The organism is Ruegeria sp. CL5, assembly GCF_056536485.1.
The window spans coordinates 80,527-104,418 of sequence record NZ_JBQFPS010000008.1 but is presented as its reverse complement, the minus strand read 5'-3'; the positions used below and the strand labels follow the sequence as shown (position 1 = coordinate 104,418).

The 23,892-nt window shown below is 57.0% G+C and carries 28 protein-coding genes; 11 read left to right on the top strand and 17 right to left on the bottom strand.

Features of this window, described 5'->3' with window-relative positions:
• Nucleotides 1-37 precede the first annotated feature (37 nt).
• Nucleotides 38-568 (bottom strand): gamma-glutamylcyclotransferase, encoded by a 531-nt coding sequence (locus ACR0IU_RS14615; RefSeq protein WP_480716768.1) that lies wholly within the window; start codon nucleotides 566-568, stop codon nucleotides 38-40.
• 67 nt (nucleotides 569-635) lie between these two features.
• Between ACR0IU_RS14615 and ACR0IU_RS14610 the strand changes: the two genes are divergently transcribed.
• Nucleotides 636-1,637, top strand: a complete 1,002-nt coding sequence (locus ACR0IU_RS14610) for a DUF2125 domain-containing protein (RefSeq protein ID WP_170541397.1) — start codon at nucleotides 636-638, stop codon at nucleotides 1,635-1,637.
• On the opposite strand, the gene ACR0IU_RS14605 is transcribed toward ACR0IU_RS14610, so the two are convergent.
• From ACR0IU_RS14605 to ACR0IU_RS14585, 5 genes are all read right to left on the bottom strand, one after another.
• Complete coding sequence (locus ACR0IU_RS14605) at nucleotides 1,634-2,455, bottom strand: extensin-like domain-containing protein (RefSeq protein ID WP_480716767.1); 822 nt, start codon at nucleotides 2,453-2,455, stop codon at nucleotides 1,634-1,636. The genes ACR0IU_RS14610 and ACR0IU_RS14605 overlap by 4 nt on opposite strands.
• Nucleotides 2,452-3,372: a prephenate/arogenate dehydrogenase family protein gene (locus ACR0IU_RS14600; protein ID WP_170541403.1), complete on the bottom strand. Its 921-nt coding sequence runs from the start codon at nucleotides 3,370-3,372 to the stop codon at nucleotides 2,452-2,454. The genes ACR0IU_RS14605 and ACR0IU_RS14600 overlap by 4 nt, the downstream gene beginning before the upstream one ends.
• A complete protein-coding gene (gene hisC / locus ACR0IU_RS14595) occupies nucleotides 3,369-4,454 on the bottom strand; it encodes a histidinol-phosphate transaminase (protein WP_480716766.1) in 1,086 nt (361 codons plus the stop codon). The genes ACR0IU_RS14600 and hisC overlap by 4 nt, the downstream gene beginning before the upstream one ends.
• 296 nt (nucleotides 4,455-4,750) lie before the next feature.
• A complete protein-coding gene (gene rpsD, locus ACR0IU_RS14590) occupies nucleotides 4,751-5,371 on the bottom strand; it encodes a 30S ribosomal protein S4 (RefSeq protein WP_010441748.1) in 621 nt (206 codons plus the stop codon).
• Between the two features lie 212 nt (nucleotides 5,372-5,583).
• Nucleotides 5,584-6,090, bottom strand: a complete 507-nt coding sequence (locus ACR0IU_RS14585; protein ID WP_480716765.1) for a hypothetical protein — start codon at nucleotides 6,088-6,090, stop codon at nucleotides 5,584-5,586.
• Nucleotides 6,091-6,718: 628 nt separating this feature from the next.
• Here ACR0IU_RS14585 and ACR0IU_RS14580 point away from each other — a divergent pair.
• Together ACR0IU_RS14580 and ACR0IU_RS14575 are read left to right on the top strand one after the other, a co-directional pair.
• Nucleotides 6,719-7,126, top strand: coding sequence for a hypothetical protein (locus ACR0IU_RS14580; RefSeq protein ID WP_480716764.1), 408 nt, complete (start codon nucleotides 6,719-6,721; stop codon nucleotides 7,124-7,126).
• A gap of 17 nt (nucleotides 7,127-7,143) precedes the next feature.
• Entirely contained in the window at nucleotides 7,144-7,272 is a 129-nt protein-coding gene (locus ACR0IU_RS14575; RefSeq protein WP_480716763.1) for a hypothetical protein, read from the top strand.
• Nucleotides 7,273-7,355: 83 nt separating this feature from the next.
• On the opposite strand, the gene ACR0IU_RS14570 is transcribed toward ACR0IU_RS14575, so the two are convergent.
• Together ACR0IU_RS14570 and ACR0IU_RS14565 are read right to left on the bottom strand one after the other, a co-directional pair.
• Nucleotides 7,356-7,805: a hypothetical protein gene (locus ACR0IU_RS14570; protein WP_480716762.1), complete on the bottom strand. Its 450-nt coding sequence runs from the start codon at nucleotides 7,803-7,805 to the stop codon at nucleotides 7,356-7,358.
• Nucleotides 7,806-7,934: 129 nt separating this feature from the next.
• A complete protein-coding gene (locus ACR0IU_RS14565) occupies nucleotides 7,935-8,255 on the bottom strand; it encodes a hypothetical protein (RefSeq protein WP_170685911.1) in 321 nt (106 codons plus the stop codon).
• A 280-nt stretch (nucleotides 8,256-8,535) separates the two neighbouring features.
• Here ACR0IU_RS14565 and ACR0IU_RS14560 point away from each other — a divergent pair, with 280 nt between their 5' ends.
• Entirely contained in the window at nucleotides 8,536-9,633 is a 1,098-nt protein-coding gene (locus ACR0IU_RS14560) for a manganese-dependent inorganic pyrophosphatase (protein ID WP_480716761.1), read from the top strand.
• 54 nt (nucleotides 9,634-9,687) lie between these two features.
• On the opposite strand, the gene lepA is transcribed toward ACR0IU_RS14560, so the two are convergent.
• Nucleotides 9,688-11,487, bottom strand: coding sequence for a translation elongation factor 4 (lepA, locus tag ACR0IU_RS14555; protein WP_170397199.1), 1,800 nt, complete (start codon nucleotides 11,485-11,487; stop codon nucleotides 9,688-9,690).
• Nucleotides 11,488-11,574: 87 nt separating this feature from the next.
• Nucleotides 11,575-12,129 (bottom strand): RNA ligase family protein, encoded by a 555-nt coding sequence (locus tag ACR0IU_RS14550; protein ID WP_480716760.1) that lies wholly within the window; start codon nucleotides 12,127-12,129, stop codon nucleotides 11,575-11,577.
• A gap of 244 nt (nucleotides 12,130-12,373) precedes the next feature.
• Here ACR0IU_RS14550 and ACR0IU_RS14545 point away from each other — a divergent pair, with 244 nt between their 5' ends.
• Together ACR0IU_RS14545 and ACR0IU_RS14540 are read left to right on the top strand one after the other, a co-directional pair.
• Nucleotides 12,374-12,682 (top strand): hypothetical protein, encoded by a 309-nt coding sequence (locus tag ACR0IU_RS14545; RefSeq protein ID WP_170473067.1) that lies wholly within the window; start codon nucleotides 12,374-12,376, stop codon nucleotides 12,680-12,682.
• A gap of 66 nt (nucleotides 12,683-12,748) precedes the next feature.
• Complete coding sequence (locus ACR0IU_RS14540) at nucleotides 12,749-13,690, top strand: LysR family transcriptional regulator (RefSeq protein ID WP_480716759.1); 942 nt, start codon at nucleotides 12,749-12,751, stop codon at nucleotides 13,688-13,690.
• 307 nt (nucleotides 13,691-13,997) lie between these two features.
• Here the strand turns inward: ACR0IU_RS14540 and ACR0IU_RS14535 are convergent, their stop codons facing one another.
• Entirely contained in the window at nucleotides 13,998-14,120 is a 123-nt protein-coding gene (locus ACR0IU_RS14535; RefSeq protein ID WP_480716758.1) for a winged helix-turn-helix transcriptional regulator, read from the bottom strand.
• Between the two features lie 267 nt (nucleotides 14,121-14,387).
• Between ACR0IU_RS14535 and ACR0IU_RS14530 the strand changes: the two genes are divergently transcribed.
• Together ACR0IU_RS14530 and ACR0IU_RS14525 are read left to right on the top strand one after the other, a co-directional pair.
• Nucleotides 14,388-14,795, top strand: coding sequence for a nuclear transport factor 2 family protein (locus tag ACR0IU_RS14530; RefSeq protein WP_480716842.1), 408 nt, complete (start codon nucleotides 14,388-14,390; stop codon nucleotides 14,793-14,795).
• Nucleotides 14,796-14,861: 66 nt separating this feature from the next.
• Nucleotides 14,862-15,152, top strand: coding sequence for a nuclear transport factor 2 family protein (locus ACR0IU_RS14525; protein WP_480716757.1), 291 nt, complete (start codon nucleotides 14,862-14,864; stop codon nucleotides 15,150-15,152).
• Between the two features lie 141 nt (nucleotides 15,153-15,293).
• On the opposite strand, the gene ACR0IU_RS14520 is transcribed toward ACR0IU_RS14525, so the two are convergent.
• Entirely contained in the window at nucleotides 15,294-15,743 is a 450-nt protein-coding gene (locus tag ACR0IU_RS14520) for a low molecular weight protein-tyrosine-phosphatase (RefSeq protein WP_480716756.1), read from the bottom strand.
• Nucleotides 15,744-15,772: 29 nt separating this feature from the next.
• On the opposite strand from ACR0IU_RS14520, the gene ACR0IU_RS14515 reads away from it, so the two are divergent.
• Together ACR0IU_RS14515 and ACR0IU_RS14510 are read left to right on the top strand one after the other, a co-directional pair.
• A complete protein-coding gene (locus ACR0IU_RS14515; protein ID WP_480716755.1) occupies nucleotides 15,773-16,477 on the top strand; it encodes an NAD-dependent deacylase in 705 nt (234 codons plus the stop codon).
• Nucleotides 16,478-16,538: 61 nt separating this feature from the next.
• Entirely contained in the window at nucleotides 16,539-17,147 is a 609-nt protein-coding gene (locus ACR0IU_RS14510) for an HdeD family acid-resistance protein (protein ID WP_050806461.1), read from the top strand.
• A 59-nt stretch (nucleotides 17,148-17,206) separates the two neighbouring features.
• On the opposite strand, the gene ACR0IU_RS14505 is transcribed toward ACR0IU_RS14510, so the two are convergent.
• The 5 genes from ACR0IU_RS14505 to meaB all read right to left on the bottom strand — a co-directional run bounded on the left by ACR0IU_RS14505 (nucleotide 17,207) and on the right by meaB (nucleotide 21,244).
• The gene (locus ACR0IU_RS14505) at nucleotides 17,207-17,692 is read right to left on the bottom strand and encodes a copper chaperone PCu(A)C (protein ID WP_480716754.1); all 486 of its coding nucleotides are present in this window, start codon (nucleotides 17,690-17,692) and stop codon (nucleotides 17,207-17,209) included.
• A 45-nt stretch (nucleotides 17,693-17,737) separates the two neighbouring features.
• On the bottom strand, nucleotides 17,738-18,088 hold the full coding sequence (locus ACR0IU_RS14500) for a hypothetical protein (RefSeq protein ID WP_480716753.1): 351 nt from the start codon (nucleotides 18,086-18,088) through the stop codon (nucleotides 17,738-17,740).
• Between the two features lie 407 nt (nucleotides 18,089-18,495).
• Complete coding sequence (gene rpmB, locus ACR0IU_RS14495) at nucleotides 18,496-18,783, bottom strand: 50S ribosomal protein L28 (RefSeq protein WP_008756960.1); 288 nt, start codon at nucleotides 18,781-18,783, stop codon at nucleotides 18,496-18,498.
• 170 nt (nucleotides 18,784-18,953) lie between these two features.
• Complete coding sequence (locus tag ACR0IU_RS14490) at nucleotides 18,954-20,096, bottom strand: Hint domain-containing protein (RefSeq protein WP_480716752.1); 1,143 nt, start codon at nucleotides 20,094-20,096, stop codon at nucleotides 18,954-18,956.
• 170 nt (nucleotides 20,097-20,266) lie between these two features.
• Entirely contained in the window at nucleotides 20,267-21,244 is a 978-nt protein-coding gene (meaB, locus tag ACR0IU_RS14485) for a methylmalonyl Co-A mutase-associated GTPase MeaB (RefSeq protein ID WP_480716751.1), read from the bottom strand.
• 120 nt (nucleotides 21,245-21,364) lie between these two features.
• On the opposite strand from meaB, the gene hrpB reads away from it, so the two are divergent.
• Nucleotides 21,365-23,803, top strand: a complete 2,439-nt coding sequence (gene hrpB, locus ACR0IU_RS14480; RefSeq protein WP_480716750.1) for an ATP-dependent helicase HrpB — start codon at nucleotides 21,365-21,367, stop codon at nucleotides 23,801-23,803.
• Nucleotides 23,804-23,892: the final 89 nt, after the last annotated feature.

Sequence of the window (23,892 nt, the reverse complement as noted above, 5' to 3'; positions counted from 1 at the left end):
CTGAACCTAACGAAGTTCGTCCCGCGACGCCAAGAGTTTATGCACTGATTGTCCGCACCCGTTGCGACAACCACTCAAGGTCCGGGTCGTGCAGCCCTATATCGGTCAGATGCGACGCGGTATTATAGAGATACTCGGTATTCGGTCCGCGCCCGCCAACCGCATGGGCGATGATCTGGGCCTGCTCTTCCAATGGCAGGCCACCGCAATACTGAACATGATGCGCGTCGATTACGTAAGTCACTGCGTTCACGATCGTCCCGCAGTCCAGATGCACATCAAGCATTCGTTCAAGATATGCTGACGAGATCAGCTCGCGCTCGCGCAGTTCCGCCAAGGTGCGATCTTCATGTCCTGCTTCGACGGCCAGAGCCAATCCAGTGCAGAGCGCGTCGGGCTGCTCGTCTAGCGCCAGAACCAGACCGGGGTCCTCTTCGGTGCCGCGATGGTGGATCGAACGCATACAAAACGACCGCGCATATCCATGCAAAGTGGCACGTTCACTGTGGGCTACCGGGAAACCCGGGTTCCACAGCAGCGACCCATATCCAAATACCCACATCGTCATTGCACTGGTCCTTGCCTGTTTGGCCCTATAAACATCAAATCCGAGGCAGGAAAAAGGGCCATTCATCATGCGTCGCCTGATACGCGTTTTTGTATTTATCGCCCTTGCGTGGAGCGCGTATTGGTTTGTGGCCGGTTACGGGCTGCGCAACGCACTGACCGGTTGGTTTGACAGGCAGCAAGAACTGGGCTGGCAGGCTGACTTCTCAGACGTGACAACGGCCGGATATCCGTTTCAACACATCACGCGCCTAGACAACCCCGCTTTGGCCGATCCAGTTAACGGAACGGCATGGAGCGCGGATTGGATCGAGTTCCAAAGCCCAGCAATCTGGCCTGGTCGTCAGATGCTGCGCTTTGCCAGCACACCACAGCGCCTGTCCTATTTCGACCAGACCACAACTGTTCAGGCTGAGGAGCTACAAGCCGAACTGCACCTCCAACCTGGCGTCGCACTGGTGCTTGAGAAAATGGCGCTGACTTCTGAACGCTGGTTGCTGACCACCGAAGGTGATCCGCAGGCTGGTGGTCAAACGCTGGGTCTTGTGATGGAACAATCCGGAGCACCCGAAAGCTATGGGATTACGGCAAATGTCGACGGATTTACACCCGGTGATGATCTGAGGCGTCTGATGCGTTCAGCCTCGACCCTACCGCAATCGTTCGAAACACTTGAGCTGGATATGTTTGTCACTTTCGACAAACCTTGGGATCGCTCGGCGCTTGAGCAGCGTCGCCCTCAACCCGTCGAGATCGACCTGCGTTTGGCAGAGGTGAAATGGGGAGAGTTGCGCCTGTTCGCCACCGGAGAATTGGATGTAGACGAACAAGGCATCCCAACCGGTGAAATCGCGATGAAGGCGGAAAACTGGCGCGATATGATCGCGATGGCAAATGCTGCAGGCGCACTTCCTGATCAGGCAGTTGATGCGGTGACCCGCGCTTTGGGGTTCATGGCCGGTTTGGGCGGCAATCCGAATGCGCTGGATTTACAACTGAATTTCCGTGACGGATTTGTAGCCTTGGGGCCTTTGCCACTAGGCCCTGCACCCCGGCTGGTTCTCCGTTAACGGCAATAAGTACCGCTTCGATACCGCGCAGTATCAAGGTGGAAATGATCCCGATGATAGCGATCCGAGTTTGGCCCCAGAACCGTGCCAAACGGCCCACAAGCGCCGCGCCAGACTTTGGTTAGTTGTTTCTTGGACGGATTCTTGCGCCAACCATCCAGGACTGTCACCACCTCACCATCCGCCATCTTGAAACCCGATATGTCGATGGCGCGCCCCTTGCCGTGTTCGGATATTCGCGCCCCTTTGCGGTTGTTCCGCGTTCGACAAGCGTAGTGCGCGGCGACCTGCAGTTCGACCACCGGACCACGTCGTTTGAATGTGGGTATAACGGCTTTGTCGACCCATTTGTTCAGTGCCTGCGCTGTTCCGCAATCCATCGTTGAAGGGCGGCTTAAATTGACCCCTGAAACCGACGTGATCTGAACCGCGTCTTTGATCCCACAGGCTTTGATCTTGCCATTAACACGCCCGACCGCCTTGCCCTGTATGTCGATGTCACCGCACACCGAGGTTTTGCGCAGCTTGCGTTTCTTGAAGAGAACTTGCTGTTCCAATTGTTCTGGTCGAACAAATGGCCGGATCGAATTCTCTGGCCCCAAAAATGGGAGATCAACGGGTCGGGCCGCCGCGGCTGTTACCTGAGGTGAAGAAGGCCTTAGGATGGGACGGATGTTGGAAGTGACAACGGTTTTAACCACCTCGGAGTTCACTGGGCGTGTCAGCGGAACAAGAGAGGCTTCAGGCGCAGCGGAATGTGAAGTCGTTGCCGTCAATACGACGAAACCTATCAATAAGCTGCTGCTCAAGCCTCTCATGTCGATGTCTTTCCCCGCCCAAAATCTGGTGCATCCGTGTCCTGCCCAGCATCGATAATGCCTCGGCGGATTGCCCGAGTGCGCGTAAAGTAGTCGAACAATTGCTCTCCGTCACCTGTGCGGATAGCCCGTTGAAGTGCAAAGAGTTCTTCGGTGAAACGCCCCAGAATCTCCAGCGTCGCGTCCTTGTTGGTCAGAAAAACATCGCGCCACATGGTCGGATCTGAGGCTGCGATTCGCGTAAAGTCACGGAAACCGGCGGCCGAGTATTTGATTACTTCGGTGTCTGTAACCCGCCGAAGATCATCTGCGACACCCACCATCGTGTAGGCGATCAGGTGTGGAGCATGCGAGGTAACGGCAAGAACCAAATCATGGTGATCAGCGTCCATCTCATCGACATTCGAACCCATGCCTTCCCAGAAAGCGCGCAGTTGTGCGATTGCGCCTATATCCGAACCTTCCACTGGCACCAGCAGACACCAGCGGTTGTCAAACAGCTCGGCGAAACCAGCTTCGGGGCCGGAATGTTCGGTTCCGGCTAGAGGGTGGGCAGGAATGAAATGGACCCCATCGGGGATGTGCTGCGAGACAGCCTTGATTACATGACGCTTAACCGACCCGACATCCGAAACTGTTGCACCCGGCTTCAGAACTGGTGCGATATCTCCTGCCACGGCTCCCATCGCCCCAACAGGAACACAAAGGACCACCAGGTCAGCATCTTCGACTGCCTCTTGCGCGGTATCGCATACCCGGTCGCAAAGCCCGATACGACGCGCAGTCTCACGTGTCGCCTCAGATCGGGCATAACCGGTAACTTCGCCTGCAAGCCCGGCGCGTTTGATCGCCCAGAACATGGAGGATGCGATTAGGCCTAGCCCAATCAGCGCCACACGGTCGTATATCTGGGTCATGCAGCGCCCCCTTTGAACGCGGTAATGGCTGCAACCACGCGGCGGCAGGCGTTTTCGTCACCTACGGTAATCCGCAGAGCGTTTGGCAGGTTGTAGCCCGCAACCCGCCGAACGATCAAACCCTGAGTTTTCAGGAAATCGTCACAAGCCTCAGTCTCGTTCCGATCAGCAAAGCGGGCGAGTACGAAATTGGTGCAGGAGGCATCTGAGGCCACTCCAACCTTGGCCAGTTCCTCGGACAACCAAATGCGAAGGCGCGCATTCTCTGACTGGCAAAACCGCAGATATTCTTCGTCGCCTACAGCGGCTTCTGCGGCTGCCAGTGCGGTCAAAGACAGATTGAAGGGCTGCCGGACGCGGTTCAGCACGTCGATTATCTCTTTCGCTGCATAGCCCCAGCCAACGCGCATGCCCCCAAGACCGTACACCTTGGAGAATGTTCGGGTCATGATGACGTTGCTAAACCGGTCAACCAACCCTGCCCCGCCATCGAAGCCGTCGACAAATTCTGCATAGGCGCCATCCAGCACCATTAGGCAATCGGTGGGCAACCCCTGCGCCAACCGTACCAACTCTGCGTCAGAAACCATTGTTGAAGTCGGGTTCCCTGGGTTGGTTACAAAGACAATCCGCGTCCGGCCTGTGACCGCAGCGAAGATGTTATCCACGTCCACTCGACGATCCCGCTCGGAAACCATGACTGGGGTCGCCCCAGCCATGCGCGCGATGATTGGGTACATGGAAAACCCATGCTCGGTATAAATCACCTCATCGCCCGGCCCGGCATAGGCCTGCGCTACGAATTGCAGCACCTCGTCACTGCCGACGCCGCATATAATACGGTCCGGGTTCAACCCATGCTTTTCAGCAATCGCGTTGCGCAGGCTGGCGTGATCGGTGCTGGGATAACGATGCAACGAAGCTGCGCTATCGCGCACGGCCTCGATTGCCTTGGGGCTTGGTCCGAAAGGGTTTTCATTGGAACTCAGCTTGATGACTTCAGCCACGCCCTCAACATGTGACTGCCCGCCCTGATACAGTGCGATGTCCATAATGCCGGGTTGTGGGGTGATCTGGTTCATGAGGGGCTCCAATAACGTGGCCCCTCTTACCCTTCTCATCGCATTGAGAAAAGCGGCAATTCCTTCAGACCGCCTCGAAGCAGGTCATCGCCGGTTCAGTAGAATGAAATGCCCGGATATCCTCGGCTCAGCCCTTGCGCTATCGCAACGCTCACCGATGGGTTCCTCCTCGGATCCGCCTCTTCATCTGGCTCAAAGTATCTCGGGGGAGTCGCAAAGCGACGGGGGCAGAGCCCCCAAAATCAAAAAAGACCGCGCTTAAAGCGCGGTCCTTAAACTCAGCAGATCGGCGAAGATTAGTTCTTCGCGTAGAATTCGACGACCAGGTTCGGTTCCATCATAACCGGGTAAGGCACATCACTCAGGCCAGGTGCGCGCACAAACGTTGCAGTCATTTTCGAGTGATCTGCATCGATGTAGTCTGGGACATCACGCTCTGCCAGAGCAGCCGCTTCCAGAACAACAGCCAGTTGCTTGGACTTGTCGCGCACTTCTATCACGTCACCTTCCTTGACACGGTAGCTGGGGATGTTGACCCGCTTGCCGTTCACTTTGACGTGGCCGTGGTTCACGAATTGACGCGCGGCAAACACGGTTGCAACAAACTTGGCACGGTAGACAACAGCGTCCAGACGACGTTCCAGCAGACCGATCAGGTTTTCACCGGTGTCACCGTTCACACGAACAGCTTCGGCGTAGATGCGGCGGAACTGCTTCTCGGTCAGGTCGCCATAATAGCCTTTCAGCTTCTGCTTGGCACGCAGCTGCAGACCAAAGTCCGACAGTTTGCCCTTGCGGCGCTGACCGTGCTGGCCGGGGCCGTATTCACGACGGTTGACTGGGGATTTCGGACGACCCCAGATGTTTTCGCCCATCCGGCGGTCGATTTTGTACTTGGCAGACGTGCGTTTGGTCACGGCTGATCTCCTTCGTTTGGTCGAGGCCACATTGGCCACTATGAAGGGCGTTGTCCTCTTGAGGTTTCCCCCATGACAGGCATCCCCTTGCGGGGGCCACCAACACCAATGAAGCCGCGCTTATATCTGCAGTTTTACCAGAGTCAACATGCCGAACCGAACAGTCGGGCCGTTTTCCGTATTATTCATACAATTTTCAGCGGTGCGGCCTGCTATTCAGCGGCAACACCCACGATTTTTGGCATATCTGCGGGAATTGCGATCACCTCAGCCCCAGAACCGGGGAAGGCAATCACCTTACTGTCATCGATAAATCCAATATCGGCGGGCTCCACATTCTCAGCCGCCTCACTGACCCAAAACTCTTGATCCGCTTCGGGGCATCCGTCATTGAAAATCAACATCAGAGAAGAACCACCGACAATTTGCACAAGCTCGGCAGTGAATTTCTGCGCTCCATTTGTCAGCACGACGAGCGAGCCCTGAGCTACAGCAAGCGGGTCAAAAGCAACATCCGCTCGTGCCGCCAGCGCTGATACAACATTTGAGTATGCATCGTTCTGAACATAAACATCAGCATCTGCCGACAATTCGATCCTGCGGCCCCGCCAAGACCAAGCTGCACCGACAACCATATGGGCAAGAGGCGCCGCCTCAAGCCCGTCAATCTCTGTCTGCGACCAAGATATCGCTACCTGACCGTTAAACCCGGTTCCCATATACCCGCCCGTACATTTACTCGCCTAACTTTTTATGTTGCATGTGTATCAGTGAAAAAATGGGCGGAAAAGAGACCGAAATGCAGCATTCACAAAAATGTTGCCAAAGAACAAAGTCACTTTGAGACTTAACCCGTTTCGCCGCCAGGCTACATGAATGCAGCCCTGCAAATATCAAATAACTCGAGTGCCGCAGTCGGCCGCTCTTGTGATAGAAATTCCCGATGAGTGCGTTGAAGTAATTGGCAAGAGTATCCGATCTTAAGACCTCTGCGAAAGCACTATCAATGAATGGTCATTGCTGTGAAATCGCCCATAGTGCGTAGAAGTAGCGTAGACGAGATCCAATTTCGGAAAGCAAGCGCGACAGGTCTTACTGGAACATTCCTTTGACGAAAGCATGCATTTTGCCCAGCGACGACCAGCTGAGGTACATCGTTGGCTATAAGGTCAAAGGTTTTCACCGGCATACACGCACAGGTTGGTTTAAACGTTCAATTTGATACCATATTTTTCAGAAAGAACTCTTGGCTTCACGAATAATCCATTTCAAGGGAACTTCTGTTGATGATCATTCGCATTTTAGTCGTCGGAGCACTAACCGTTGCTGGCGCAGGAAGCGCCAGAAATGAAGAGGCCCTTGGGCTTCCCCGGGTTCAATGGCACGATCGAACTGAATGTCAGGGATTCTGAATCCGATTGGGCTCGGGTCGCGCCAAAGGCTTCCGCGGAAGGTGCCCCGAATATCCTCTTTGTGCTATACGATGATACCGAACTGAGTGCCTGGTCCACTTATTGCCCGTCCAAAGATCTGGCTGATCAGGCAATCCAGATGTTGCGGGATCAGAACTCAACCAACCTGTACATGGCAGCAGCCTTGAGAATCCGATGGGCTGGCAATGAGCCCTATCCACGAGACGATCCAGTGGAGTGGGAAAGCTACCCAGAAACCCTGCAGTGGATAGTTTCACTTCCTATCAAGCGGTACTCTCAAGGCCGGACGGCAGGTACCTCACCGCGTGCGACGCCGCGCTGAAGGTCCGCGAGATCCAGATGACCCGTGCCGAGGAACGCCGCATTCTCGAACGCGGGGGTCTGAACCCTGTCGTGGGCGGCGAGATTGCCGCCCGGTCCGTCTCCTCCCTGTGGAGACGATTGTTGATGAGAAGCGCTCCGACCTGACCGGGGTACCTACTACTCCATGCCGCAGTCACAAATTTCAGCGGCATTAACCCCCTTTACCATCCGATCGGGCCGGAAACGCTTCAGTTCACCTGACGTTCCAGAACGGTGCTGTAGGTCGTTCCGTTCCGCAGGCTACGGAAATCGGCAAAGATCTTGCCGTCCTCGTACCGCGCATCGATCAACGCATTTGCGCCAATCACCAGCGGGGATGTTTCAACGATGCCGATCGCGCCAGATCCATCGAGGCTGATGGTTCCGGTGGCCTCATATTCGTTCCATTCGGTATCGCCATCCCGACGCCACTTGCTGGGCCCCCAGAAGACATTGTCTTCCTGCATCTGGACGTCGAGCATCCATTCGGCCTGATTAAAGCGCGGCTGATCCCCCTTGTAATAGTGGCTGGGTTGCACGGTCGTATAACTCCCCAGCCACGTGCCGCGCAGGTCCGGCGTGGTATCGGCCAGCGCAGCGGTTCCGAGCGCGAGGCTGGTGGCCAGAGCAGCCGCTCCGACAGTCATGTATCTGGTCATGGGCTTTCCTCCTGAAAGCGACCCTTTGGAGTTCAAAAACGAACATCCTTGCTGTGGGATACAGATTGGGCGGAGGTGTGCCGGTTACAACTTACCTAAGGGAAACTTCATAATCGGTTAATGTTTGCGTCAGGCCCAGGCCAGCGCAGTGCCGAGGATGACCAGACCGATGCCCGCGACTTCGCGATACGAGAAGTTCTCGCCAAACAGGAAGAACGAGGCGATGGCGATCAGAACAACCTCGGCCCCCAGAATGCCGGTATAGATGATGCCCAGCCGTTCCTCGCGCAGGGCGGCGAGTTCCAGCGTGGCCCCGGCCAGCAGGGTCGCGACGATCAGTAGACCAAGACCCACGCCGGGGAGTTTCCACCAGAACTTCATCGCGATCATGGCCACGGAATAGAGACCCGCCGACCCGAGGGCGATGATAGGGATCATGGATGTGGACATCTGCGCCTCCTGCCGGAATTGCCGTGAGATCAAGTGTAGCAGGATGGCACAGTCGAGGCTGTGAGGTGGTTCACAGTCGCCAATCAGTATGTCCGATAAGGGCTCATTGGTTTTCGACTGAAGCGCCCAAAAATTCCTAAAGGATTGTTCATGTTGGTTTAATGTGAGCCTTATGAGTCAATTCTTACCTGACTCTTGTACACTGACCAAACTTGCCGACCACAAAGCCCATCTCTGGCACCGACAGGCCGGGCAATCAGCGAACAGACGGAGGTCTCTGATGCAGTTTATGTCATCGAAACAAACCCATTCCGACCCACGCTCGAAATTGGCACTCATCAATCGGATTCGTGTGACCGCAATCGCGGCAACCTGTTTTGTTGCAACTGCGACGTGGGCGCAATCAAACGAGCGGCAGGGGGCTGCTTTGGACTATCTGCAAAAAGATCTGGCAAACGTACAAGGGCTGGTTTGGACCGGACACCTCAACCCAGACACCGACTCGGTTGGTGCCAGTTTGCTGGCAGCCCATATCTATGGCGGACAGCCCGGAGTTCCCGGTTCGATCAACCCAGAATCCCGGTTCGCAATTGAACAGTGCAACGCGGTTGAACCGAAGGCTATCGGTGATTTCTCGGGAATGACTGTTGGGCTAGTCGACTTCAATCAAAGCACACAACTTCCGCCCAGCATTGACCCTGAAAACATCGTCGCCTTGATCGACCATCACGCGCTTGGGGGATCGCCGGTCAACCTGTCTGAAGCCATCAGCATCGAGATGCGGCCATGGGGATCAACAGCAACAATATTGGCCGATCAGGCGCAGATGCTTGGCGTTGAACTGCCTGCACCTCTGTCCTGCATCGGGATGGCTGCGATCCTGTCCGACACCGTCAACCTGACGTTGCCAACCACCACGGATTACGACCGCCACTATGTGCAGGAACTGGCGCGGCAGGCCGGCATTGAGGATGTCGATACGTTTGCGGAAAACATGCTGCTGGCGAAATCCGACCTAAGCGCGCTGTCGGCTAAAGATATCGTTCTGCTGGACTACAAGGACTTCGTGTATGGCGGCAAGAATGTCGGCATCGGGGTTGCCGAGACATTGACAGCGCAGCAGCTGATCGACCGTCGGCACGAGTTAAAAGCCGCAATCGAAACGCAAAAGAATGCGAGCGGTCTGGACCATCTGGTCTTTGCGATTGTCGATACCCGCGATCAGAAATCCTACATGCTATGGGGGGATGACACCGACAAGGACCTGGTTCTTGCCGCATTCGGCGGAGAGATCGCGAACGACATGCTGGAAGCAGAGGACGTAATTTCCCGCAAACGTCAGATTGGTCCGGCAATACAACGCGCAGTCGAGAACTAATCAGGTCACGAGTGACATTTGATTTCGAAGCAAATCTCTTGAAGATGGAGAGCCTTAGCTGTCCATCTTCAACGCTGAAATAAACGCCTCCTGAGGGATATCGACCTTCCCGAACTGGCGCATCTTTTTCTTACCCGCCTTCTGCTTGTCCAGCAGTTTGCGTTTCCGCGTGGCGTCGCCTCCGTAGCATTTCGCGGTCACGTCCTTGCGCAGGGCCGAGAGGGTTTCGCGGGCGATGACCTTGCCTCCAATGGCGGCCTGGATCGGGATTTTGAACATGTGGCGCGGGATCAGGTCCTTGAGCTTTTCGCACATCGCCCGGCCCCGCATCTCGGCCCGATCGCGGTGAACCATGGTCGACAGCGCATCGACCGGTTCGTCGTTCACCAGCACTGACATCTTGACCAGATTATCCTCGGTATACCCGGTCATCTGGTAGTCGAACGAGGCATAGCCCTTGGTCACCGATTTCAGGCGGTCGTAGAAGTCAAAGACGACCTCGTTCAGCGGCAGGTCATAGACGACCATGGCGCGGGTGCCTGCATAGGTCAGGTCCAGCTGGATGCCACGGCGGTCCTGGCAGAGTTTCAGCACGTCGCCGAGGTATTCATCCGGCACCAGAATGGTCGCCTTGATGCGCGGTTCCTCGATATGGTCGACCTTCGACGGGTCGGGCATGTCGGCGGGGTTGTGCAGCTCGATCATCTCGCCGTCTTTCATGTAGACGTGATAGATCACCGAGGGCGCGGTGGTGATGAGCTCGATATCATATTCGCGTTCGATGCGGTCTCGGATGACCTCTAGGTGCAGAAGGCCGAGGAAGCCGCAGCGGAAGCCAAAGCCAAGTGCTGCCGAGGTTTCCATTTCAAAGCTGAAGCTGGCGTCGTTCAGGGCCAGTTTATCAATCGCATCGCGCAGGTCTTCGAATTCGGAACTGTCGACGGGGAAGAGGCCGCAGAATACCACCGGCTGCGCGGGTTTGAAGCCCGTCAGCGCCTCTTCGGTGCCGTTGCGGTCATTGGTGATCGTGTCACCCACGCGGGTGTCTCGGACCTGTTTGATTGAAGCGGTGAGAAAGCCGATCTCACCGGGGCCTAAGGAGTCGACCATCTCCATCTCCGGTCGGAAGACCCCGACGCGGTCGACATGGTGCAGGGTGTTGTTCGACATGAACTTGACCCGCATCCCCTTTTTCAGCGTGCCGTCCATGATGCGGACCAGAACGATGACGCCCAGATAGGCGTCGTACCACGAATCCACCAGCATCGCCTTGAGCGGCGCGTCCAGATTACCCTGCGGTGCGGGCAGCTGCTGGACGATGGCCTCAAGCGTCTCGTGGATGCCCTGCCCTGTCTTGGCGCTGACCTGAATGGCGTCGGTCGCGTCGATGCCGATCACATCCTCGATCTGTTCGGCTACGCGGTCACAGTCGGAGGCGGGCAGATCGATCTTGTTCAGCACCGGAACGATCTCATGATCGGCGTCGATGGCTTGGTACACATTCGCCAGCGTCTGCGCCTCGACCCCTTGGGTGGAGTCCACAACCAGCAGAGAGCCTTCGACCGCGCGCATGGAGCGGCTGACCTCATAGGCAAAGTCCACGTGGCCGGGTGTGTCGATCAGGTTCAGCACGTATGCCTCGCCATTGTCGGCGGTATAGTCGATGCGAACCGTGTTGGCCTTGATGGTGATGCCACGCTCGCGTTCGATATCCATGCTGTCGAGCAGCTGTTCCTTCATGTCGCGATCCTTGACCGTTCCGGTCTCTTGGATGAGCCGGTCAGCAAGGGTGGATTTGCCATGGTCGATATGCGCGACGATGGAGAAATTGCGGATATGAGCGAGGTCTGTCATGGGTTGGGGATATGCGTCGGAAATGGGCCGCGGTCAAGGTGGGACGAGAGCCCGGCGAAACCCTTTGATTGCGAGGCCTATGACCGTTCAGAGCAACCTGTTTTTAACCAACTCCGCGTTCATCCAATGCGTCTCACTTTGCACATGGCCCTCGCGCACGTATTTCGCGAGATGAGTGGGCATGTCTTCTTCGTTAAACGCAGCTGTTGTACGGACGACAAAACCCTCCTGAGTATCCAGATTCAGGTCTGCGATCACATCCGCCACAACCTTAGCCGAGAACCGTCCGCGATAAAATTCGGGAACAGCGGTGATCCCAAGTTCTTCAAAGCGTGACAACGTCGTGTCCCAAGACTGAACAACGCCTGCAATTATCCAGCCAAACCCCAGAAAATAAGTTGGCAACTCTGAATATGCGATTGAATGACGCGCAAACAGATACTCGCCGACAATGCGCTCATCCTCGGCAAGTTGAGGCGCAATGCCTGCTGCGAATGCCTTCATCCAATCGCGCGACGGATGATATCTAGCGTCGATGCTACGAGGATGACAGCCTTGACTATGGATTGTTGTATTCTCACCATCCATCTTTTCGGTGAAGACCACCTCATCAGCCGAAGCCAATTCATCAATGCTGGACATTATCTTATCATCGCTGGTAGCCCCGGGGGATTCCGGCAAGTGAAACGTGCGTCCGTATTTCTTAAGCATATTGGTCTCACGAAAGAGTTCTAAACAAAGTCGGGCCAGAAAACGCGACATCCCAGCCGCGTGCAATCACTTTTTCGAACCACCCGATTGATCCCGAATCCAGTTTGATTCATACTCCGCCGCAGACCGAGAGGGGCATAAGACCCGTCCGGGCAGGCAAAAACGAGGCTCGAGTATGAAACAGTTCCTCCTAATCGCATTTTGTGCGGCATCGGTGACGGCGGTGGCCCACACAGTGGACGCGGCGCAGATCAAGCGGGCGTGTTTGGCATCAGACCGTGAGGCGGCGACGCGGGCGCGATGCACTTGCATTCAGCGCGTGGCGGATCAGGCGTTGACGCGTGGCGATCAGAAGACCGTGGCAAAGTGGTTCGAAGACCCCCATCAGGCGCAGGAGTTGAAGATGTCGCAGACCGCGCGCGATGATGCGCTGTGGGATCGGTATCAGAACTTTGGCCAGATGGCGCAGGCGATCTGCAGCTGAGCCAGAGGCAATCCTTGACCTGATGCACGCTGCGCCTCAAAAAAGGCGCAGCGAAAGGTATGTGCGATGGTGATGAAAGGGCTGACCCTGCGGGGCCTTGAGGTGTTCGAGGCGCTGGCACGGACCGGATCGGTGGCGCAGGCGGCCGAGATCACGGGGCTCAGCCAGCCGTCGGTGTCTCAGCAATTGCGCAATCTGGAAAAGGCCTTGGGCACCGATCTGGTCGATCACGGGCGGCGACCGATGCGGCTGACGCAGGCCGGGCGCAGTTTCCTGGCGCGCACTCAAGCGGTGCTGGGTGAGCTGCAAGTGGCGCAGAGCGAACTGGCGGTCATGGATCTGGGGCATCTGACCACTCTGTCCATCGGATTGATCGACGATTTCGACAATGATCTGACGCCCAGGCTGGCCACCCTGCTAGCCGATAGTCTGACTCGGTCGAAATTCAAGCTGATCACGCTGTCGAGCCTCGATCTGTTCGAAGCACTGGAGGCACAGCGGTTACACATGGCTGTCTCGGCCCATTCTGGTGAAGTATTGGAAGGTGTCATCGAATACCCTCTGGTCCAAGACCCCTTCATTTTGGTCGCGCCCAAGGGCGCAGAGCAACCGATGCAAGATCTGCCCTTCCTGCGCTACGCCCGTGAACAGTTGATCAGCCGCCAGATCGAAGGTCATCTGGCCCGGCAGCAAATGGAGTTCGAAGAACGGTTCGAAATCGGCTCGCATCTGGCATTGATGGCGATGGTGGCGCGGGGCTTGGGCTGGGCGATCACCACGCCGCTGGGCTATATGCGCGCCGCGCGGTTTCATGACGGACTGGAGGCGCACCCTGCCCCGTTTGGCCAGTTCGCGCGCACCATTTCCTTATTCAACCGCTCCGACTGGTCGGATCAGGTGCCGCAAGAGATCGCTGGCATGATCCGACGGCTGATGCAAAGCCAAATCATCGATCCCGCGATTGCGCAGATTCCGTGGCTGGGCGGGCAGTTGAAGGTGATGAATTAGTCAAGAGTGTATGGGGTTCGGAATCCTTATTTCCAGCACTGGAAAGATCTGGTTTCGTTTCTCAGCATAGATGAATAAATGTAAGCACAGCAGGACTATGCTGCCTTCCGAAATAGCTAGCCTTAAGTCCGCTTTGAGGTCAATTCGCCTGCTCACGATCAAATTGCATTCTAAATTGTCTGGCTTCATACATCTGTTCATCCGACCAGAAAACGAGTGGCTTTAGAATCTTGAGTAATCTACGGCCCAAGGGCTTCAATTCATAGGACACTGCTACTGGGGGTCCGGGATCGACGGTGCGGGTCAATTACCCGTCGCGCTGCAATCCACGCAGGTTTTCGGTTAGCAAACTTTGCGTGACGTCTCCGATGCAGCGCTTGAGGTCGCCAAAGCGTTTCGGCTCATCCTCCAGCGCGAGGATGATGATCATCGGCCATTTGCCTGTCTGTTTGGAAAGCATTGAACGGATGGAGCAGTTCGAGGCTTCTGCATTGTTGGCAATACCTATTGGTAGCGTCCCAGTCTCTGGTATTGTTTCGCAACCGCATGACACAGTAGCGCCGCATCAGTTCCTACGCAACTCCCTGACTGCTATGGGTGTAGTGTTGAGATGCTAAGTCAGTTCAAAGTACGTAATTGCAATATGGTATGACTTTGCCACCGCGTATCGAGAGGATATTAATCTAAGGATAAATCCATATCTCCCAACGAACTTGTAATCGCGCTCTTAACAACAGCCTTTGCCGATCACGACCCGGAAGCGGCGCGACAGCTCGTTACGCCGGATTATGTTCAGCATAACCCACAAATCCCAACCGGAGCCGAGGGTTTGGCTGGCCTGATACCTTTGGTGGAGCAATCCGGAATGGCTGGCACCACCCATCGCGTCATCGCCGAAGGCGATATGGTCGTATTGCACAGCACTTCTGAAAATACTGATGCGTTTGGCGCACCCAGTCTTGCCGCATTCGACATATTCCGGCTCGCGGACGGTAAAGTTGCCGAGCATTGGGACAATTTGAAGCCAGCTCCGGAAACAACGGTGGCTGGCCGAGATATAACGGATGGGCCAATCGAAATCACCGATCTCGACAAAACAGAATAAAACAAAGCGTTGGTTCTCGGTCTTGTGCGCGATGTCTTGGGTGGTGCCGCACCAAAGAAAGCCCCTATGTATTCCAAGTTCTACATGCAGCACAATCTAATGCTTGCTGATGGGATAGATGGGCTGATGGAGGACACCAAGCCCTGGTCTAAACAAGGCAACGTTATTACTAAATTTGAGCCTCAGATTGTTGTTGCAGAAGGTAACTTCGTCTTTGTCGCTCCAAATGCCAACGTGAGTGAGAAACCTTGGGCCTTTTTCGACCTATGGCGCGTTGAGGACGGAAAGATAGTCGAGCACCGGGACGTTGTTTCCCCCATCCCTGCGGAGATGGCGCATGGGAACGGCAAGTTCTGAGTTTTAAAGAAAATAGCGAGCCAGGAATTTCTAGCGCGCCAGCCTAAAACTGACGTCCGAACAGAACGCAGCATCAAGGATTTCGGGCTCTGAGCAGACATCGGGGCGTTCAGTGCCCCGATGCAGGGCGCGCTCCAGCTTCTATAGCTCAGCGCTCAGGTACGCCTGCAAGCCATCAACAGCAATCTCGATCAGGTCCAGCGCGCCATCGAAATCGAGGGTATAATACGGATCGGGCACGTGATCGGCACCGGAATGTGGCGCGAAATCGGTTAGCAGGCGGACAGGAGTATCGCTGCCATCAGGCCGCAGGTCTTCGATATTGGCGATATTATCCGCATCCATACCGATGATCAGATCGAAGCGGTGGAAATCTTCGGCCACGAACTGGCGGGCGCGCATGTCGCTGAGGTTAATATCGCGGGCGCGGGCGGCTTTTTGCATTGGGCCATAGGGCGGATCACCAATATGCCAACCCGCGGTTCCGGCGCTGTCGATTTGGTGATGGGGTGCCAGGGCGCGAAAAACGCCCTCGGCTGCCGGAGAGCGGCAGATATTGCCCAGGCAGACGAAAAGGATACGGTGTGTCATGGGAATTGGGTGTAGCGCGTGGGGCGGCCATGGAAAAGATCGTCATTCTGACTGGAGCCGGAATTTCCGCCGAAAGCGGGCTGGGCACGTTCCGCGACGAAGGCGGTCTGTGGGCGCAGCACCGGATCGAGGATGTCGCAACGCCCGAAGGCTTCGCCCGCAATCCGGCACTGGTGCATGGGTTTTACAATGCCCGCCGGGTGCAGGCCGCCAAGGCACAGCCCAATGCCGCACATCGTGCGCTTGCCCGGCTGCAGAAGCGATGGCCCGGCGAAGTGGTCATCGTCACGCAGAATGTCGACAGCCTGCATGAGGCAAGCGGGGCTGCAAGGGTACTCCATATGCATGGCACGCTGGCCGGTGCCCTATGTGGAGTTTGCGGGCACCGCTGGACCTCGCCACCCGAGATGGAAGTACACGAGCCTTGCCCAGCCTGCTTTCAACCGACGGCCCGACCCGATGTGGTGTGGTTTGGCGAGATGCCCTATTTCATGGATGAAATTTACAATCACCTGGCAGAAACCGCACTGTTCGCCTCAATCGGCACTTCGGGTCAGGTTTATCCAGCGGCGGGTTTTGCGCAAGAGGCACGGGCCGGAGGTGCGCGAACGATAGAATTGAACCTTGAACCTTCCGCTGGGGCGTCCGTCTTTGATGAGACACACCTCGGGCCCGCCACCGAGGTGATCCCGCGTTGGGTCAATAAAATGTTGGTACGGGGCCGCACGCGATAGGGGCAGACAGAGCAGCGCTTTCGCGTCTATGGTGCTGAAAACAATAAAGCTGAGTGAGTTCATGACAGATTTACCACCCAAAGATGGAGAAATCCTTGACGATAGCAGCATTAACGCGCGTGACACCCTAAGCGAGAATCTGGCTAACCTGTGGTGGACCTTCTTGCTGCGCGGAATTCTGGCCGGTCTGATCGGGATTGCGGCGCTGTTCTGGCCCACCAGCAGTATCTCAGTATTGCTGCGGCTGGTGGGGGCGCTGCTTATTTTGGATGGTGCGCTCACTTGGCTTGGGTTTGGGCGACGTGGGCTGGTTGGCGGCTTTGGCATCGGGGCTGCTCTGATCGGATTGATACTATTGATCTGGCCGCAGGGAGTGGCGTGGCTGGCATTTACGCTGATGGGGGCGATGGCGTTATTCGTGGCCATAGGCTCCTTCATGGCCCTGCCTCAGATGCACCCACAGGATCCCGAGCGTGCAACGGTGCGAAATTCAGGTATCTTTGCCCTCATCATCGGGCTGGTGCTTATCTTCTGGCCCGGCAGCGGAATGGTGGCTTTGGGTTGGGCAATTGCTTTCTTTGCATTGACCTCGGCCATCGTAATGTTCTTTCTAGCCGCACGGTTCAAAAATGCGGGTGATCGGTTGGGAATGAAAACTGTCAACCGCTAGCAATACAGGCCGGGCATTGTCCGGCCTGATGCCTTGATGATGGCTGATGAAACGGCGGATTAGTTCGAATGCGTGTGGTCGTGTGAACCGTGCCCGCCCTGATCCTTCCGCTCCAAATCTACGGGGACTTCTAAAACAACCTCTCCGGCCTTTTCAAAAATCAACGTCACCGGCACAGAAGATCCCTGTTGAAATGGCGCATTGAGTCCCATGAACATGACATGGTCACCGCCACGTTTCAACAGGTGGGCTTCACCCGCCGGTATGGCAAATCCTTCCTCGACATGGATCATCTGGGCAACGCCGTTTTCATCAACCTTGTGGGTGTGAAGCTCGACACGACCTGCCACATCCGATTTGACGCCGATCAAGCGGTCATCGGTATCGCTGTGGTTTTCGATTACCATGAAGGCGGCACCGGCCTTGGCCGATTTACCTGAGGACCGCGCGTAGGCATCGTCAACAACGATAGCATCGGCAGCCATGGCGCCTGAGGTGAACGAAAGCGCAGCCAAAGTTGCGAGCAAAGTGGATTTGAGGGCCATTGCGACTCTCCTTACGTAAATGTCTGATTTTGTTAGATGTCTAATTCAGACAGAGATCGGAGGAGCGCGGGCAGGATGCCGTGGCAAGGGGGCCGAAATCAAATCCGCCGAGCGTAGTGGTGGAGCGGGCAACGCCCTGGACGGAGCCAAAGGCAGGGCAGCGCGCGCGTCCAGCACAGCGCCCAGCAGGCTAAGCGCATAGTCCGGACAGTAGTGCGGCGCACGTACCGGTTGACCTTCGTCATCCATATACACAACCACAGGCCCGGTTCCGGTGCACAGAACCATCTGTCCTACCGCACGATCAATACCGCGCGATGCAGCAAGGCCCTGCCCCGTGACAAGTACGAGCAGGGACAGCGCATAAGGCAGCATCTGGCGGAAAATGTCTTTCATCCTAGCCCGAGATATACGCCTGAGTTTCTATCCGCTTCAAGCGAGAAGGCCAGGCTGAGACAGAATGGCCCGGTTCAGGATTTGGGTGGTTTTGCCGGGTCGGCGTTCATACTCGTATGTAGACGATTCACCCGGCGTTGCATCCGCGTGCATCGAACCACTGCCGCCGCAAGTGAAGCTTGCAAGAAAGACAATAAATTTGTTACTCGAAACAGCATGATGACCCCCAAAAATCAACAATATGCATATACATATATTGATCTCATCAAGACTTCTGTGAACAAAGTCACGGAAAGTCTCGCTTTGTTGGAATTTTGAAAACAAAGGACAGGTCCACTGTAATCATCACCGACAAAAAAGCCCCGCATCCAAGGATGCAGGGCTGAATACTTTTGCGTCGGTAAGACTTATGCCGAAGCTTGCGCTTTGGCGATTTCTTTCTTCACTTTCAAGGCGTTCGCCGACAGTTCGTCATCCTTGGCTTTCGCCAGAAATGCATCCAGACCACCGCGGTGGTCTACCGAGCGCAGGGCTGCCGCCGAGATGCGCAGCTTTACGCCGCGGCCCAGGGTTTCCGACTGCAGGGTAACGTCGTTCAAGTTGGGCAGAAAACGACGACGAGTTCTGTTTTTGGCGTGGCTGACATTGTTGCCAGTCATCGGGCCTTTTCCGGTCAGTTCGCAACGGCGCGACATGGTTTCTTCCTTTGTTTCTGGAGGCCGGGTACAAGACCCTCGGCCAAATCACAAGGGGCGCAACCCGAAGTCGCGCCCGAAAACTGGTTGGATGCGTGTAGTGGGAATCACGCGAAGGGTCAAGACGGGTGCGGCGAAATCTTTGCCCCCTTGTTGAATTCCTTGGAAGTTCAGATCGGAGGCAACCGCAACAACGGCTTGTTGTTCTTCAAATGCCGTGTGATCAACTGCGCCTGCATCCGCCCACGCGGGATCAGGCGGGCCGGATCAGCCCGGTAGTCAAGATCGACCAGCTCGGGAAAAATCTCGAATATCTCGCGGCGGGACGCAGCGCTGAGCGCCTTCAGCGCCTCGGGGCCAGTATAGAGGCTTTCGGTCGGCGCGCCCTCGGCAAAGATCACCTGATGGCGGTCAAACAGCAGGTGAAAATACTCAACGCTTTTTACGCTTTCATCAACGTAGATATCCGGCATCGCAGTGAGTTTGATGGCCGGAATCAGAACCTCGGTCGTGCCAAACATGCGTTGGGCGATCTTTGAGTGCGCCAGCATCCGGTGCTGGCGCGAGACCAGTAGATCACGATACGGCAACCCCTCGCCCAATGCGCCTGCAAGGATGCGCACGGGCCAGAGTCTGGGGTTGGTCTCAAGCTGGGGGCGGTCAAATTCGCGCCGTCCGATCCAGCGGATCGGGTGCAGGCCCTGCCCCAGCGTGGGGATCAGGTCACCGGTGCGCAGCGACTGGATCGGTGTTTGGCCGTGCTGCGTCGTGATCAATGTATCGCGCGTGAAACAGGGCATGCCTGACCCGTTCTCAAACGCCGAATAGGTGACAGTTATTCCGGATGGCAGAGTGAATGTGCCGCTTGAGATTGAATATCCAACCCCGTCTACGACCGTAATCACCCCGAATGTATCGTCCGTGATAACAGTGCCCTCAGGCAGGTTCAGCGTGTCGGTTCCGCTGCCGCCGCGAATGTCGCCTGTCACCGTGGTGCTGATGAAATTCAGCGTGTCATTGCCACCGCCAAGCCGGATATTGCCCACGGTTGACCCGCTGATATCAACCGTATCCGCATCGGACCCGCTGGCAATGCGCCCGCCAACCGTGCTGTTGGTGACAGTGATCGTGTCGATACCTGCATTGCCCAAGACATTGTTGGCAATGGTACTATCGGTGATGGTGATATCGTCATTGCCGCCACGGCCCCGGATATTATCAATCGGTGTCCCCTGCGGCGTGCCATTCAACGTACCGTTGTCATTTGTGACATCGATATCGTCGTCGCCGTTGGTGCCATTGATATTGGGCATTCTGACGTGTCCCGTTCCTCGGAGCATCCGGGCACGATCCGAGCTGACCAAGCCCTTTCTCAACCCGGTTCAAACGCAGTAACTCACACTCAAACACTGCAATATATGCAACGATAATACACTATTAGCGGTCAGCGCACCAGCCGCGCGCGCATCAATCCGCCAGAGTGTTACGTGTCGGACAGCCCGGCGAGGATTTGTTCGGCCGCTGCCGACGGGCTGAGACGGCCCGCACTGACCTGCGTGCCCAGATCGCTCATCCGGTCGCGCATCTGTGGCGTGTCGAGGCGCGCCAGCAAGGCGTGGCGCACCTCTTGTTTGAACCAGTATTGCGCCTGTGTAGCGCGGTTCGACGCCCAGTGCCCGGCGTCGCGCCGCCATGTGGTCAGCGCCTGCATCTCGTCCCAGGCCTGTTCCAACCCGTGCTCTTCAACCGCTGAAACTGTCATGGCCTTGGGGAACCCTTCGGGGTCTTGCGGGCGTTTGCGCAGCAGACGCAGCGCGCCCGCGTAATCGGCGCAGGTGCGGGTGGCTGTCGTTTTCAGGTCACCATCGGCCTTGTTGATCAGGATCATGTCAGCCATTTCCATGATGCCGCGTTTGACGCCCTGCAATTCATCCCCGCCCGCCGGGGCCAGAAGCAACAGGAACAGGTCAGACATCTCGGCCACCACGGTTTCCGATTGGCCCACACCCACAGTTTCAATCAACACGACGTCAAATCCCGCCGCCTCGCAGAGCGCAATCGCTTCACGCGTGCGGCGCGCCACGCCGCCAAGGTGGCTCTGGCTGGGGGACGGGCGGATAAAGGCGTTTTTCTCGCGGCTCAGCCGCTCCATGCGGGTCTTGTCGCCCAGAATCGAGCCGCCCGAACGGGCCGAACTGGGATCAACTGCCAGAACCGCAACACGTAACCCCTGCCCCGTCAGCATCATTCCGAAGCTTTCGATAAAGGTCGATTTGCCGACACCTGGCGTGCCGGACAGGCCAATTCGCAGCGCCTGCCGCCCGACACCAGCCAACCGATCGAGCAAGGCCGTAGCTTGCGCTCGGTGGTCATCACGCCCGCTTTCGACCAGCGTGATCGCTCTGGCCAGTGCCCTGCGCTCTCCGTTCAAGATCCTGTCGCCAAGCTCGGCAATGTTCATCGGTCAGTCCCCGGCTGGAATTTGCCATAGATGAGAGGGGATGACCCGGTTTGTCCAGCCCCAACTCGGGCCCGGATGGGCGATGCTGGACCTTGGCCGAGGCTTTGGCGATAAGGCGATATGACCCGGTTGCCCATTGATGACGCCATTCCCGACCTCTTGAACGCCTTGCGAACGCATGGGCGCGCAGTGCTGCAGGCGCCTCCGGGCGCGGGTAAGACGACGCGCGTGCCGCTTGAGATGCTGCATGCGGGCCTTGGTGATGGTCGAATCGTGATGCTTGAGCCACGTCGACTGGCCGCGCGGGCCGCTGCAGAGCGCATGGCTGAGACTCTGGGTGAACCTGTGGGTCAGACCGTCGGCTACCGCGTACGCGGTGATACGAAGGTTTCAAATTCCACACAGATCGAAGTGGTGACCGAGGGCATTTTGACCCGCATGCTGCAATCCGAACCGGATTTACCAGGCGTGGGGGCAGTAATTTTCGATGAATTCCACGAGCGTTCGCTGAACGCCGATCTGGGGCTGGCCTTATGCCTTGAGGTGGCAGGAGCGCTTCGGGACGATCTTATCCTGCTTGCAATGTCTGCGACACTGGATGCCGAACCGGTGGGGCGGCTGATGGTTGCGCCGCTCATCACTTCCGAGGGGCGCAGCTACCCGGTTGAAACCCGTTGGCTTGACCGACCTCTGGGTGCGCAGGCTCGACGCTTGGATGCGCTTGTTGATCTGGTTGTTCAGGCCGAGCGGGAAACTACAGGTGGAATGCTGGTTTTTCTGCCCGGCGAAGGGGAAATCAGGCGCGCCGAGGCTGCTTTGAGACGCCGCCTGCCCCACGACTGCACGGTACACCCTCTTTTTGGTGCCCTGCCATTTGCCGCCCAACGCGCAGCAATTGCGCCAGTGACGACAGGCCGCAAGGTCGTGCTGGCGACATCGATTGCTGAGACCTCGTTGACCATACCCGATATCCGCGTGGTGGTGGATATGGGCCAAGCGCGCCGCGCACGGTTCGATCCGGGTTCTGGCATGTCGCGGCTGGTGACCGAACGGGTAACGCGGGCCGAGGCCACTCAACGTGCGGGCCGTGCAGGCCGGGTAGCCGAAGGCGTGTGCTACCGGCTGTGGTCCAAGGGCGAAGAAGGCGCGATGCTCGCATACCCACCCGCTGAAATCGAAGCCGCCGACTTGACCGGAATGGCGCTGGAGCTCGCGCTCTGGGGCGCGGAGCCGGGTGATCTTGCGTTCCTGACTTCGCCACCTGAGGGCGCATTGACCGAGGCGCGATCCTTGCTAACCATGCTCGACGCCTTGGACAGCAAGGGCCGGATTACGGAACACGGGCGCGCGTTGGCTGCGTTGCCGCTGCATCCGCGTCTCGCGCATATGTTGGTGCGTGCGGGCCGCGAGGCCGCGCCCTTAGCGGCGCTGATGGCAGATCGAGATCCGCTGCGTGGCGCGCCCGTTGATCTATCGTTGCGGCTCGAGGCGTTGCGCGATATCCGCAAGTTTCGGCATAATCGCGTCTGGCAAGTCAACGAGGGCGCGCTGGACCGGATCAATACCGAGGGAAAACGATTGCGTGCGCAAGCGCAGGGCTCTGGCGATCTGAGACCTGCGGCGACGGCAGCCCTGGCCTATCCGGACCGCATCGCGCAGCGCCGCAAGGGTGATACCCCCCGCTATGTACTCTCGGGCGGTAAGGGCGTGGTGTTGGAGGCTGACGACACCTTGGCAACAGCTCCTTATCTGGTGGTCACCGACACAGACGGCAACCCGCGTGAGGCCCGCGTACGCATGGCCGCGCAGATTTCCGAGGGCGAAATCCGCGATTTATTCGGCGATCAGATTGAATGGGTGGATAATTGCGAATGGTCCAAGCGCGAACGCCGTGTCGTGGCCCGACGGCAGGAACGCTTCGGGACGATCACCCTGGATGACCGCATCTGGAAAGACGTACCCGAGGACGCTGTGGCCCAGGCAATGCTGGTCGGGGTGCGCGATCTGGGAATACGGCTTCAGGGGGCCTCGGCAAGGTTGGCAGCGCGGGTCGAGTTGGTTCGAGCTGAAGGTGTTGACCTACCCGATTGTTCGGAAGGGGGTCTTATGGACGCGCTGGAGGACTGGCTGCTGCCTACGCTCTCGGGCGTACGCAGCGCCGAAGACTGGAAGCGTTTTGACCTGTTACCAGCACTGCGCGCCCGGCTGGATTGGGCACAGACGCAAGAGCTGGACCGCCGCGCGCCAGGGTCGTTTGTAACTCCGCTGGGACGCAAGCTGCCAATCGACTATGGCGGTGCGGTGCCCGAGATTTCGGTGCGATTGCAAGAGGTGTTCGGTGTGACCCAACACCCGGTGATCGGTGGTGAACCCTTAAAGATCACACTACTGTCACCGGCGCAGAGACCGATCCAGATCACCCGCGATCTACCGGGGTTTTGGGCGGGCTCTTATGCCGATGTGCGCAAGGATATGCGGGCGCAATATCCCAAACATCCCTGGCCTGAAGATCCAACTCGGGCTGACCCAACTCTGCGTGCGAAACGCCGAAAGACCTGAGGTTGAAGTCGAAATTCATGTGAAATTTAAAAATCTATCCTGAATTCGCCCCATAAAACGGCAAAAAACACACATAATGAACTGCAATT

Excerpts from the sequence above, each read along its gene's own strand:
- ACR0IU_RS14615 (WP_480716768.1), bottom strand. The coding sequence starts at position 568 with ATGACGATGTGGGTATTTGGATATGGGTCGCTGCTGTGGAACCCGGGT.
- ACR0IU_RS14610 (WP_170541397.1), top strand. The coding sequence starts at position 636 with ATGCGTCGCCTGATACGCGTTTTTGTATTTATCGCCCTTGCGTGGAGC.
- ACR0IU_RS14605 (WP_480716767.1), bottom strand. The coding sequence starts at position 2,455 with ATGAGAGGCTTGAGCAGCAGCTTATTGATAGGTTTCGTCGTATTGACG.
- ACR0IU_RS14600 (WP_170541403.1), bottom strand. The coding sequence starts at position 3,372 with ATGACCCAGATATACGACCGTGTGGCGCTGATTGGGCTAGGCCTAATC.
- hisC (WP_480716766.1), bottom strand. The coding sequence starts at position 4,454 with ATGAACCAGATCACCCCACAACCCGGCATTATGGACATCGCACTGTAT.
- ACR0IU_RS14585 (WP_480716765.1), bottom strand. The coding sequence starts at position 6,090 with ATGGGAACCGGGTTTAACGGTCAGGTAGCGATATCTTGGTCGCAGACA.
- ACR0IU_RS14580 (WP_480716764.1), top strand. The coding sequence starts at position 6,719 with ATGAAGAGGCCCTTGGGCTTCCCCGGGTTCAATGGCACGATCGAACTG.
- ACR0IU_RS14575 (WP_480716763.1), top strand. The coding sequence starts at position 7,144 with ATGACCCGTGCCGAGGAACGCCGCATTCTCGAACGCGGGGGTCTGAAC.
- ACR0IU_RS14570 (WP_480716762.1), bottom strand. The coding sequence starts at position 7,805 with ATGACCAGATACATGACTGTCGGAGCGGCTGCTCTGGCCACCAGCCTC.
- ACR0IU_RS14565 (WP_170685911.1), bottom strand. The coding sequence starts at position 8,255 with ATGTCCACATCCATGATCCCTATCATCGCCCTCGGGTCGGCGGGTCTC.
- ACR0IU_RS14560 (WP_480716761.1), top strand. The coding sequence starts at position 8,536 with ATGCAGTTTATGTCATCGAAACAAACCCATTCCGACCCACGCTCGAAA.
- lepA (WP_170397199.1), bottom strand. The coding sequence starts at position 11,487 with ATGACAGACCTCGCTCATATCCGCAATTTCTCCATCGTCGCGCATATC.
- ACR0IU_RS14550 (WP_480716760.1), bottom strand. The coding sequence starts at position 12,129 with ATGTCCAGCATTGATGAATTGGCTTCGGCTGATGAGGTGGTCTTCACC.
- ACR0IU_RS14545 (WP_170473067.1), top strand. The coding sequence starts at position 12,374 with ATGAAACAGTTCCTCCTAATCGCATTTTGTGCGGCATCGGTGACGGCG.
- ACR0IU_RS14540 (WP_480716759.1), top strand. The coding sequence starts at position 12,749 with ATGGTGATGAAAGGGCTGACCCTGCGGGGCCTTGAGGTGTTCGAGGCG.
- ACR0IU_RS14535 (WP_480716758.1), bottom strand. The coding sequence starts at position 14,120 with ATGATCATCATCCTCGCGCTGGAGGATGAGCCGAAACGCTTTGGCGAC.
- ACR0IU_RS14525 (WP_480716757.1), top strand. The coding sequence starts at position 14,862 with ATGTATTCCAAGTTCTACATGCAGCACAATCTAATGCTTGCTGATGGG.
- ACR0IU_RS14520 (WP_480716756.1), bottom strand. The coding sequence starts at position 15,743 with ATGACACACCGTATCCTTTTCGTCTGCCTGGGCAATATCTGCCGCTCT.
- ACR0IU_RS14515 (WP_480716755.1), top strand. The coding sequence starts at position 15,773 with ATGGAAAAGATCGTCATTCTGACTGGAGCCGGAATTTCCGCCGAAAGC.
- ACR0IU_RS14510 (WP_050806461.1), top strand. The coding sequence starts at position 16,539 with ATGACAGATTTACCACCCAAAGATGGAGAAATCCTTGACGATAGCAGC.
- ACR0IU_RS14505 (WP_480716754.1), bottom strand. The coding sequence starts at position 17,692 with ATGGCCCTCAAATCCACTTTGCTCGCAACTTTGGCTGCGCTTTCGTTC.
- ACR0IU_RS14500 (WP_480716753.1), bottom strand. The coding sequence starts at position 18,088 with ATGAAAGACATTTTCCGCCAGATGCTGCCTTATGCGCTGTCCCTGCTC.
- rpmB (WP_008756960.1), bottom strand. The coding sequence starts at position 18,783 with ATGTCGCGCCGTTGCGAACTGACCGGAAAAGGCCCGATGACTGGCAAC.
- ACR0IU_RS14490 (WP_480716752.1), bottom strand. The coding sequence starts at position 20,096 with ATGCCCAATATCAATGGCACCAACGGCGACGACGATATCGATGTCACA.
- meaB (WP_480716751.1), bottom strand. The coding sequence starts at position 21,244 with ATGAACATTGCCGAGCTTGGCGACAGGATCTTGAACGGAGAGCGCAGG.
- hrpB (WP_480716750.1), top strand. The coding sequence starts at position 21,365 with ATGACCCGGTTGCCCATTGATGACGCCATTCCCGACCTCTTGAACGCC.